1 other RNA gene is annotated in these 371 nt (G+C 52.6%); it reads right to left on the reverse strand.

From position 1 onward, the window contains the following. Positions 1–13: 13 nt before the first annotated feature. Positions 14–371: RNase P RNA component class B (gene rnpB / locus J1905_RS23550), an RNA gene on the reverse strand; the annotation flags it as partial.

Here is a 371-nt window from a genome sequence, read left to right on the forward strand (position 1 = left end):
CCTGCATGTAGATCCCTATAAGCCATGTTTTGTTCCAGAACTTGTTCAGGCACAAGCTCCTTCAGTCATCATCTATCTCAGCGTTACCGCTGTATTGCCGTCGCTTCAATTTGCTTGGCAAAACGCCCCTACCAAAAGTTTGGGTTACTCGCTCGCGGGGTTTACCCGTTCCACCGCTCAGGTTTCCCTGATCGTTTCGTCACTGTGGCACTTTTCAGACCTACTAGCGCATAGCTGACGCCTTAGCGCGTTTGGCCGCCGTAGCCGTTTACACGGCCCCTAAGCTTATTGGGCTTAGCACGAACACTACAAGCATCTCAGCTTGTGCGGGCATGGACTTTCCTCAGCCTGCAAAAGCAGACCGCGATCAC

Source organism: Pedobacter sp. B4-66, from assembly GCF_018492665.1.
GTDB lineage: Bacteria > Bacteroidota > Bacteroidia > Sphingobacteriales > Sphingobacteriaceae > Pedobacter.